This window comes from Desulfofundulus thermobenzoicus (genome assembly GCF_009428905.1).
Taxonomy (GTDB): domain Bacteria; phylum Bacillota; class Desulfotomaculia; order Desulfotomaculales; family Desulfovirgulaceae; genus Desulfofundulus_A; species Desulfofundulus_A thermobenzoicus.
Window position 1 is genome coordinate 1 of sequence record NZ_WHYR01000076.1, and the last position, 10,479, is coordinate 10,479.

The 10,479-nt window shown below is 56.3% G+C and carries 9 protein-coding genes; all 9 read right to left on the reverse strand.

Features of this window, described 5'->3' with window-relative positions; genetic code table 11:
- Nucleotides 1–326: 326 nt before the first annotated feature.
- A complete protein-coding gene (locus tag GFC01_RS16940; protein WP_152948334.1) occupies nt 327–1,343 on the reverse strand; it encodes a ubiquitin-like domain-containing protein in 1,017 nt (338 codons plus the stop codon).
- Between the two features lie 416 nt (nt 1,344–1,759).
- Nucleotides 1,760–2,080: a DUF6951 family protein gene (locus GFC01_RS16945; protein WP_152948335.1), complete on the reverse strand. Its 321-nt coding sequence runs from the start codon at nt 2,078–2,080 to the stop codon at nt 1,760–1,762.
- A gap of 263 nt (nt 2,081–2,343) precedes the next feature.
- A complete protein-coding gene (locus tag GFC01_RS16950) occupies nt 2,344–2,673 on the reverse strand; it encodes a DUF6951 family protein (protein ID WP_152948336.1) in 330 nt (109 codons plus the stop codon).
- A gap of 293 nt (nt 2,674–2,966) precedes the next feature.
- Entirely contained in the window at nt 2,967–4,037 is a 1,071-nt protein-coding gene (locus tag GFC01_RS16955) for a uroporphyrinogen decarboxylase family protein (RefSeq protein WP_152948337.1), read from the reverse strand.
- A gap of 154 nt (nt 4,038–4,191) precedes the next feature.
- The gene (locus GFC01_RS16960; RefSeq protein WP_341474073.1) at nt 4,192–4,371 is read right to left on the reverse strand and encodes a DUF2284 domain-containing protein; all 180 of its coding nucleotides are present in this window, start codon (nt 4,369–4,371) and stop codon (nt 4,192–4,194) included.
- A 62-nt stretch (nt 4,372–4,433) separates the two neighbouring features.
- Nucleotides 4,434–7,337 carry a nitric oxide reductase activation protein NorD gene (locus GFC01_RS16965; RefSeq protein WP_152948339.1) on the reverse strand — a complete coding sequence of 968 codons (2,904 nt, stop codon included), beginning with the start codon at nt 7,335–7,337 and terminating at the stop codon, nt 4,434–4,436.
- A gap of 17 nt (nt 7,338–7,354) precedes the next feature.
- Complete coding sequence (locus tag GFC01_RS16970) at nt 7,355–8,170, reverse strand: CbbQ/NirQ/NorQ/GpvN family protein (protein WP_341474072.1); 816 nt, start codon at nt 8,168–8,170, stop codon at nt 7,355–7,357.
- Nucleotides 8,171–8,204: 34 nt separating this feature from the next.
- Nucleotides 8,205–9,095: a CobW family GTP-binding protein gene (locus GFC01_RS16975; protein ID WP_152948340.1), complete on the reverse strand. Its 891-nt coding sequence runs from the start codon at nt 9,093–9,095 to the stop codon at nt 8,205–8,207.
- A 164-nt stretch (nt 9,096–9,259) separates the two neighbouring features.
- Nucleotides 9,260–10,018, reverse strand: coding sequence for a 4Fe-4S double cluster binding domain-containing protein (locus GFC01_RS16980; RefSeq protein WP_152948341.1), 759 nt, complete (start codon nt 10,016–10,018; stop codon nt 9,260–9,262).
- Nucleotides 10,019–10,479: the final 461 nt, after the last annotated feature.

Genomic DNA, 10,479 nt, shown 5'->3' on the forward strand with positions numbered 1-10,479 from the left:
CATCCTGCAACACTCCCGCAATCACTTCCCGAAACCCCTGCCTGATTTTTTGCCGCTTTGCTGATGGTTAAGAGTTCCATAGTATATTGCAACTGCTTTGTTATGTTTTATCAATATTTGTCGGCCTGTTGGTAGCTGCTGCAAACCTCCATAAATTCCCTTTTTAACTGGTGTTATTCGACAGGGGAGCGAGGAATCCTTTAAAATTATTATGCCCTTTTTAACCGGAACCTTTAAAGCAGTCATCTATTCCACAATAAAAAAACAGGCCGGAAACCCAATGTTCCGCCCGTCATATAGAGACCCGTGCAAACCAAGTTCCTGCCCTACTCCAGCACGTAAACCTTTACCCGGCGCACGCCCCACCTTCTGGCCTGGGCTTCGCTTTCCAGAAAAAGGTCTATGCGGTTGCCCTTGATAGCCGAACCCACATCCAGGGCCGTGGCATAACCATAACCGTCCACGTAAAGGCGTGTGCCCAGGGGAATTACCCGGGGATCCACGGCTGCCACCCCGAAACCCACCCGTGAACCGGTGGCCGTGTGACTGCCGGTGCCGTAACTGTAAGCGGTGGCGATCATGTCCAGAGCCCGGCTGAAGCGGATGTTCCGCCCACCCCGGGAAACCTCCTGCAGTGTGCCCACCCGGATGACCCGGTCCACCGGGGGTGTAATCACCTGCCTGTCTTCCATATAACGTTTTACTTCCTGCCCGTCATGGTAGACCAGTACCCATCGCTGCTTTTCCCTGCCCTCGCTGCCGGCCTGCACCACCCTGTCCATTCCCCGGGTTAATTCGGGGTCGCTTTCCCGGCGGGTATGGTAAGGAATGGGTACCTCAATTTCCTGAATTTCTTCCTTGACCCTTATCACCTTCACGGTCATGCCGGGCTGTACCTGCTCATCCGGAGCGGGTTGCACCATATCCTTCCCGCCCGGAGCGATTCCGGCCTCCTGCAGCACTTCCCTGACTGTGGATGCGGCGGTAACCAGTTCCAGGGTTTGACCATCGGCGGTAACCTTCACCGGCACGGCCCGCCTGACCACCACCTGCATTCCTTCCGTAACAGGGGTTGCCGGCTCCGGCTCCACCCGGTCCCGGGGACCCAGCTGAATCTGTTGTGCCTGCAGGAATTCCCCCACCGTGCGGGCACGGGTTTCCACAACCATTTCCTGCCCGTCCACCATCAGGGTAACTTTTTTGCTCGCCCAGGCATAGCCGGCCAGAACCAGGCCGCCCACCACCAGGAACAGGCACAGGCAAAGCAAAAGGAGATGAAATTTACGGGGATGGATGGTACCGGACAGCTTATCTTTAAAACGATGCACAGCCTGCCATTCCATTACATCCCTCCTCTGCCATTAATTGCATCTAGCAACGGGAGTCTGACCCATGTAATTCGGGATGGCCGGTCTTTTTTCCTGCCTCAAAAAGGAAAAAGTTATGTCGATTTGATTTATTAAGTTGTCAGCATACCTTAATAATGTTCCAGGTTGCCGGTAAAAACCTTTCTCCCATTATATGCCGTATGGCCGGGAAAGTGAACCGGCAGGCAAGATATTTCCCGGAAATATTTTTACCCGGGACGATTACCGGAAGTATGCTCAAAAGGAACAGGCAAACCTGCCACAAAGAGAAACAAAAAATGTCCCGCCACCACGGGACAGTTTTGGAAAAACCGGAACCCATATGTGCCCTTGCCCTCTCTGCAATTCCGCCGACCGGGAAGACGGGGTGCCTTGCGCCTGAATATTTAACATTAGTCAACAGTATCTATCTTTATCACCACATCCCTGGGAATGGCGCCGCCCAGCTCCACCTGGATGGTTTTGATAATGGCACAGGGCACCGGGCAGTCGGGGTGTTTCAGCCTCTGGCTGGCCTTCTGGTAAATGACCGATTCAATCATTTTACCAAAAACGTTACGGCTGCAGTCCACTTCCGCCAGGTCATCGTTTAAGCTGCGCAGATCCTGGCAGGCGCTGATAATCTGCACCCGCACCTTCATTTTGCCTATCTTGGTCACTTTCACCACACTGGTAAAGCCACAGGCACCGGCCATTACCCTGGCTTTGGCCATTTTTCTACCCCTCTCCCGGCAAAGGTTTCAGCCATATAAATTTAATACTAATTATAAAATAAACCAGAGGGCATGACAACCGGCCAGGCCGGATCCGGGCAGTCTTATACGTGCTGACCCCAGGGGGAGTCAACGGCCGTCATTTCACCCTATCTAACATTACAGCCGTCTTTTGTCCCCGGAATGTTATTACCGGTCTGTACCATTGTTTTTTCAAAGAACAATTTTTAATTCATGCAACTAAGGTGCTTTATAAGGCATTCCTATTCGTTAATCACTTTGACCACCCCGTCCCTGGGTAGCGCCAGCCCGGCCGCCACTTCAATGGCCTTTACAATACCCGCCGGCACCAGGCAGGCCGGGTGAGGGATAAAGGGAGCGTACAGGCGGTAAGTTTCACTTTCATGCAGTTTGCCGAAAACCTCCTTATATGCGTCCACCTCTTTTAAATATTCTCTCAAATATTCCGCCGCCTTTTGCCAGTTGGGGCACTCACTTTCCAGCGTTATTTTCACCTTCCGCCCCCCGGCCCCGGCCACCTGGACGGTGGTGTTGAAACCACAGATGCCGCCATAAATTTCTACCCTGGCCATAAACACATCTCACCCCAAATTGTACTGCTGTAAAACTACTTCGTATCAGCCCTACTCGGCTGCTTCCTCTTAAAAGGTGACCGCGGGAGCAATAAAGGACGGATAACCCGTCCCGAAAGATTTTTTTCGAACGATTAATAGCCAAAGCCATGCGCCCTCATTCTCCATACGCTCGCACTTAGAATTATTACTGCGGAACGCCGCGGGGCGCCCCCCGGGGAACGGCCCCGTACCCGGCCAATTTCCGGTTTGACAATAACTCCTCACCTGTTCTTTACCCGGCAACCACCAGCTTAGCGGTAAACCCCGTAGGTCCGCACGGCCTGCATTATGGCCGCCATGTTCAAAAGGGAACCGTTGGGCGGAAATTCACAGCCCGGCGCCAGGATAAACCCTCCATCGCAGTCCTTGAAGGTTTCAATCTCCCGGCGGCATTCTTCAATTACCTGCTCCGGGGTCATAATCAGACCCAGTTCCGCCGGCACCAGGTAGCCCATGGTCACCACTTTCTTGCCCCACTTGGCCGCATGTTCGGACCAGTCCTGGCAATCGTCCGCCGGGTAGGCGTGGGAAATGAGCTGTGGGTTCAGCCACTTGATCTGGGCGTCAAAATAGGTGGCCCCTCCGCAGTTGTGCAGGCCCAGCACAATTCCCGCATCCCTGATTATATCACAAACCTTCTTGGCATAGGGTCCTTCCATTTGTTCCCACATTTTTTTACTCATGATGGTTTTACTGGCATAAAGGGTATCCACTGCAATGCCGTGCACACCGGTTTCAATCATGGCCCGGGTATACTCGCAAAGCACTTCCGTAACCACTTCCAGGCCGGCCTTGACCGCATCGGGATTTTTTAAACAGTCTTTAAACAAACGCTCGTGACCCCGCAACTGGGAGAGTACCCCCAGAGGGCCATAAATAAAGCCGCAGACCACCTTTTCCTTACCCCGGGCCTTTACCACCCGCGACAACATTTCCAGGACCATTCTCATCCTTGGCGTCTCCCGGGGATTGATTCTTTCCAGCCGGTAATAATCCTCCACATCTTTAATAAAGGGATTGTTGGTATCGGTGTAGGGAGTGCTGTGGGGTGGGTACTTGATGGCCTGCCCCCAGTCGGCCGCCTCCACAGACAGATCCACCAGCCCTACAATGGCGTCATAATCAAAGAGATCCACCGACTGGATGAAGGCTTCCGCACAGGCTTCGGCATCGGTGGCCCACTTGGGATAAGGGACACCGTTCACCCGGCGGGCCGCTCCGCATAAAAGGGGGGCCACCGGCACCCGGTCCGGTTTCTGGTAGTTTAAAGCGGCAACTACCCTTTCTATCGAAGTCATCTGTTCGCCCTGATATTTTAACACGCCAAACACCTCCTGAAATAACTATCGTGGAGACAATAGTCCCCTGTTTTTCGAGGGCGCTACAACTGCCGGGAAAACAACAAACCTTTTACCCAATAAAACCCTGTGGGATGTGTCCTGTTTTGTGCCTGACTTGATCAATCCTTATTTATCTTTACTCAATCAGCACCAGCCCGGTATAAACCACCTCCTCTCCCTGCAGGAAAAAGGGTAACCCGGCTACCCGGGCGGTGGCCAGCACATCGATGCCCGGGGCTTCCATACTGGGACGGGCCTGTCCGGGATTCCGGCAGGGTAAACCGAAGAGAAAGGCCGCCCGACCGCCCCCCGGGATAAGGCAAAGTCCTTAAGGCCAGGTAATCTTCCAGTTTTTCGGCCATATCTACCCCTCCCGGATTAAATAGTTAACTTCTTATAAATTACCGGTAACTTTTCCGGCAGCATGGTCACATCATCGATGACCACGTACCCCCCGGGCCCAAAGATGTCTTCCAGGTATTCCTTCCCCTTCCGGTCCACGGTAATGCAAAAGGAGGTCATACCTCTCATCCGCACTTCCCGCAGGGCCATACGGCAGTCTTCCCGGGCGTAAAGGGTGTCGTCCGCATTTAACCAGGAGCGCAGGTCGGTACAGGCTTTCTCCGAACAGTAATCCACATCATAGGGCCGGCCGTCGCTTAAAATGAGCAGCAGTTTGACCACCGCCTCCACCCGTTGCAGTTTGCCGGCGGCATGCCGGACGGCCGCCCCCAGGCGGGTGAGCCCTTCACTTTTCAGTCCCCCGAACCTCTGCTGTACCGGCATGCCGTACCCTTCATCAAACTCCTTGATAATGTAGAAGTTCACCTTATGCCTTCCTTCACCGTTAAAACCGTACAGGGCGTAGCGATCACCGATAACCTCCAGGGCTTCGGCCATAATGATTACTGCTTCCCTTTCAATATCCAGTATGCTTTTACCGCTGTTCATCACCTGATCCGTGGAACCGCTCAGATCCAGCAAAAAGGCCACGGCCACATCCCGCAAGCGCTTGTCCCGGCGGATGAAAAATCCGGCGGCCGGCGCCCCAATGGAGCGCTCGGTCCGGGCCTCCACAATGGCGTCCAGGTCCTCCTGCTCCCCCTCCTCCTGGCGGCGGTAACGCCGGAAGCGATCGGGGCGCAAAAGGGCAAAATATTTTTTCAACGTGCTGATCAAACCGTAATATTCACTCAACGTTTGTTCCACCAGCCACCGGCTGCTGGGTTGCAGAACGATTTCACCCACCCGGCACCAGTGGGGCTTGTATCCACCCGCAGTCACGTCCCATTCATCGTAAAAATAGACCCGGCGGTAGGTTATCTGCTCCTCACGGAAGAATCCCTGTAAAAGGTCCTTTAATGCATCATAGAAGGCGCGGGTCCGGTAGGCCGTGACCGTTCCCGCCGGCCCGGGCCTTACTTTCAGAAGACTCTGTGCCTTCCGGCGGCCCTTTAGCAGCAGGGAATCAACCGCCACCTCGGCGTTTATGGCCGCCAGGTCCGGCAGCAGCCGGCCCCGGTAAAGTGCCCGGGGGTAGGAGGGAGCGCCGGTGGCGGAGGGTCTATCCGCCAGAAACCGGTACCAGGTTACGGCCACCTCCAGGCTGTCCTGCACGGTGGGAGAACCATTGTACATTATTTTCTGCTGAAAAAATTGTGCCGGACCGGTGGATAGATCCACCGGTTCGGATCGTCCCAGGGATAAGCGGGCCAGGGAGGCCAGCCCTGCCTCCCGGCTTCCGGGAACGCAGGCCACCGGCTTTAATTCATCAAACCGTTTGTATTCCCGGGCCAGGCCCGGATATTTCCGGCCGGTTAATAAATCCACCCGGGCGTCCTCCACCAGTTCAAAAACTGCGCGTATCAGGGGGTAATCGCCGAACAAATCCAACCATTCTTCCAGGCAGGTAACATTATCCAGGGGAACCCCGGGCAGGCCCGTTTTCCGGCTCACCTCCGCCAGCTGGTCAATGGTCACCTGGTAGGTGCCTTCCGCCAGGTGGGACATTTCATGCACCAGCAGCATTCTGAGCAGGGCCTTATTTTTCTCCCGCTCCGGAAACACCTGCGTCAGCTCCGGCAGGTAAACCCGCCGGCCGTCGGTGGTAGCCGGCAGCAGTTCTCCGGGGAAAAGTTCCCCCGGCAAACGGCTTGCAGACTTTATGAGAACCGGCTCCTCAAAAAGGGCCGCCCCGTAAGTAGCGAGGCTGCGCTCCTCTTCCACCAGCGATATCCCCTGGCGTAAACCCGCCAGCAGTTCCACGCTCTCCCGGGTGGCCAGGGCCATGAACTCGGCCAGCCTCCCGTTTTTCCCCCTGCTTTCCCCCACCGCCCGTTCCACCCAGGCCCGCACCTCCGGCCAGGTGGCTTCCTGCAAAAGTCGGGGACTGCTTTCAAAAAAGGACCGGGCGGCCCGGGGATCGTCTTTTAAAAGCTCATGCCCGCAGGCGGCCCATTCCGGCAGGGGCACCCCCGCCCCCAGGACCGCCGGGCTGTTCATTAAGAAGGCCACGGCAGTTTCTATATCGTTTGCTGCAAGGGATGCGGCCAGGTTAGCCCATTGGGCCAGGAAGGATATGGAAAGCCTTTGACCGGGCATGGCGGTCAGCGCCGGACTGTTGTTAAAATAGGCCCGGGCTACAATGGGATTGATTTGAAACAATTCCCGCCCACCGGCCAGCCAGGGAACAAAAAGATCCCCAAAGGAAACCTGCTGCCACATGGCCGCGGCCGCGAAATAGGCCCGACCCGTCTCCACATCCCGCTCTGCCAGGTCCATGCCTTCCGTCAGCCACCGGTCCATGTCCACCGGGGGCCACCGGACCAGGAGGGGCAGGCTGTCAAAAAGCGCCAGGGCCGCCGGCCAGTTAATAAGGGCCATGGATATACAGGCCTCCAGCAAAGGCCCCTGCCCGTCCGCATGTACCTGCTTTAAAATACGGGAGCCGGAACGGATCAACCCCACGGCCTCAGGGGAAGCATTACGGGCCACCAGGGAGATACATTGCGCCCAGGGAATCACCGCCCTCGGGGACAGATATTCCTTCATCCCCGCACTTTCCCGCAGCCATTCCCAGAACACTTCCCAGGAAACACCGGCCAGTTCCTTTGTCCCTACCAGCCATTGCCGGTAAAATTGTTCATCCCCATTTTCTTCCAGATGGGCCACGGTCGCCCGCCAGGCTTCGGTAATGGCGGGCATCCTTTTACCTTCCAGAACCGCTGCCAGTTCTTCTTTCAGGTTATCCCATGCCCTTTCCGGGGCATTTAGCCGGATCATCACCCCATCCCCCCGGTCTACTCCCCCGCCAGCAGTGTGGCGGCAATTTCCTCCAGGCTTTTTTGAATCACCTGGTCGTCGGTAACCGGTTTAATCATGGCCGTTTGAATGGCCAGGTTAAGGTCAACGCCTTTTTTAACCAGTATGGCCGCATAAATAACCAGGCGGGTGCTGACCCCCTCCTCCAGGCCCCGGTTTTTCAACGCGCGCATCTTCCCCGCCACTGCCACCAGCTTGGCCGCCGTCCCGGCATCCACCCCCGCTTCCCGGCACACAATTTCTGCCTCAAAATCGGGCGGCGGAAAATCGAATTCCAGGGCCACAAACCGCTGTTTGGTGCTCTGTTTCAGATCCTTCAAAATGGTCTGGTAACCCGGATTATAAGAAACCACCAGCATAAACTCGTCGGGGGCCTTGATTATTTCCCCTTTCTTTTCCAGGGGAAGGATGCGCCGGTCGTCGGTGAGGGGGTGGATGACCACTACGGTATCCTTGCGCGCCTCCACCACCTCGTCCAGGTAGCAGATGGCACCCCGTTTTACGGCGGTGGTCAGCGGCCCGTCCACCCACACGGTTTCATCACCCTTTAACAGGTACCGGCCCACCAGATCGGCGGTAGTCAAATCCTCGTGACAGGCCACGGTCACCAGGGGACGGCCCAGGCGGCAGGCCATATGTTCCAGAAACCGGGTCTTGCCGCAACCCGTGGGCCCCTTGAGCATCACCGGGAGGCGCCCGGCCGCCGCTGCTTCAAACAACTGGATTTCCCGCCCCACCGGAAGGTAAAAGGGCTCCTTTGTGAGCCTCATGTCACCAATTTTCCATTCCGCCACAGCACCCACGCCAGCTATTCCGCTCCTTCCAGGGTTAAATTTTGGCCTGTGCCAGTCGCTCTTCCACAGTTTTTTTGTCAAAGTCCTTGCCAATAAAGATAAACTTGTTCCCACTGCCACCCTTGAGCTTTTTAAAATTGACCTGACCGTGAACCAGGTCAAAGTTATAGTAACCTTCCGCAGTTTCAAAAATGCCCTTGGCCCGGTAAATATGCCCAAATTTACCTTCATCCGCGTCCCGCAGAATTTGTTCAATGTCATCGCGGCGGTAACTGCCCTCCGGAGTGAGGGCCAGGGAATCGAACTCATGATCAAAATGTAAATGCAGGTAATCAATGCCGTCATGGGTGGCCAGTTCCGGCAACTCGGCCCGGCAGTTCACCGTATGCAGGATGACCGCCGACTGGTTGTACTCACGGATTTTTTCCTCCACCTGTTGCAACGTTTCCGGCGGTACCAGGTCCACCTTGTTCACCAGGATAATATCGGAATTGGCCAGCTGATCGGTGTAAAAATCGCCGAAAAGGCCCGACTCCAGATTGGGCAGGAAGCCGTCGGCGTCCACTATGCCGATGATGGCTTCAATCTCCAGCCCCAGCTTTTCCTTGATCGGTTCCAGAGCCTCCAGGATGCCCGAGGGCACTGCCAGACCGGACGGTTCAATAATCAACCGCTCCGGGTTCACCCTGGCCTTTATTTCCTCCACCGCCTGCACCAGGTCGTTGCGCAGGGTGCAGCAGATACAGCCGCTGGGCAACTCCACCATGTCCACCGCTTCCCCCCGCTGGATCAGCTCGGCGTCAATGCCTATATCGCCGAACTCATTGACCAGCACGCCGGTGAGACCTTCCCTTCTCTCCAGCATGTTGCAGATGCAGGTGGTCTTCCCGGCCCCCAGAAAACCGCTCACAATGCGTATCTTCATGCCGGATCGTATCCTTTCCCGGATTATTTACCGAATATTAAAAATTTTTATGGGACAGCCGATACTTATATACCCACTTTATTTTAAATATGTTTATATCTGGATGCGCACGGAAAAAGGTAACCCCCCATCCCCCTCCTGGCCGGAAAGACGGAATTGAAGGATCACTGCCGGCTCTGCCGGCCTTTCAACCATCGCAGGTAGCCAGCCTCCTGCAAACCGGCCCTTCCCCGGGGACAGGCCAGGATGCACAGACCGCAGATGTCTTCCCCCATCAGCTGCTGATTCTTCTCCAGCTGGCGGCGGCAGGCATCGGCATCGATATGGGGCACCAGCCCTTCCTCCCGCCGCCATTCCCGGTCGGCGATGGCACCGGCGGGACATGACTCCACACAGCGCCGGCACCGGCCGCATTGTCCGGAAACATAGGGGGTGGTGCATACTTCCAGGGGGGCGTTGGTCAGCACGGTGGCCCAGCTCAAACAGGGGCCGTAGGTTGCATTGACCAGCAGGCCGTTTTTGCCGATCCAGCCCAGGCCGGCGCAGGTGGCCGCCACCTTATGGGAAAACAGGGGGTACAGGCGGGCCACAAACCTGGTATCCTGCCGGTGGGAGTCGGGCGGTATGGCCAGGCTTCTATAACCCCGGCTCCTTAAAAGGTTGACCACCCGTTTTTGCAGCTGTTCCAGCAGCAGGTCCACCTGCTCATAACGGTTGGAATAAACGGGGCCCCGGGTGGTATGAATCAGGTTGGCCAGGGACATGGGGTGACGGATGGCCAGGGAAATGGCCACCGGCATGTGCCTCAGTTCCCCGGCCAGCCCCTGGCTGACGTCCCCGAAACCAACCAGGGTGGCCCCCAGGGAAAGCAAGTACTGTTTAACTTCCTGCGCACACAGGGTAAGCTGCAACGCCCTTTCCATGGCCTCCTCCTTTAGCCCATGCCCCGGCAACGGGAACCAGTTCCGGGGATCAGCCCCCTACCCAATCATTTGCTACCTGAAAGCCTGACCCCATCGGGTTGTTTACCATCGGCCCAGCAGTGAAAATGGGGTGGGGAAACGGTAAGTTCCCCCTTCCCCGCCGACCTTTCCCGGCACAACCACAAAACTCATCTTCTAATTGTACTTACCTGCCCGGGCGAACCCAAACCACCGGAGCAACCTCCATCCTTGATACTCCAAACTCCTTACAGCCGGCCGCCGGGTTAACGGTATGTTCAAGCAGGTATCCTTAATAATTGGTCACCATGCTCAAAACCGGGGCTTCTAAACCCGCCGGCGCGCCCACTTTTCGGCGCCGTATTTCTGCACCGTTTCCACCATGGTCCGCAGGTTTTCCAGGGGCGCCGTGGGCCAGATGTCGCAGGAGGGCCAGACGGCGT

What these genes read in the sequence shown, in the direction of transcription:
- GFC01_RS16940 (WP_152948334.1), bottom strand. Translation starts at nt 1,343, where the DNA reads ATGGAATGGCAGGCTGTGCATCGTTTTAAAGATAAGCTGTCCGGTACC.
- GFC01_RS16945 (WP_152948335.1), bottom strand. Translation starts at nt 2,080, where the DNA reads ATGGCCAAAGCCAGGGTAATGGCCGGTGCCTGTGGCTTTACCAGTGTG.
- GFC01_RS16950 (WP_152948336.1), bottom strand. Translation starts at nt 2,673, where the DNA reads ATGGCCAGGGTAGAAATTTATGGCGGCATCTGTGGTTTCAACACCACC.
- GFC01_RS16965 (WP_152948339.1), bottom strand. Translation starts at nt 7,337, where the DNA reads ATGATCCGGCTAAATGCCCCGGAAAGGGCATGGGATAACCTGAAAGAA.
- GFC01_RS16975 (WP_152948340.1), bottom strand. Translation starts at nt 9,095, where the DNA reads ATGAAGATACGCATTGTGAGCGGTTTTCTGGGGGCCGGGAAGACCACC.
- GFC01_RS16980 (WP_152948341.1), bottom strand. Translation starts at nt 10,018, where the DNA reads ATGGAAAGGGCGTTGCAGCTTACCCTGTGTGCGCAGGAAGTTAAACAG.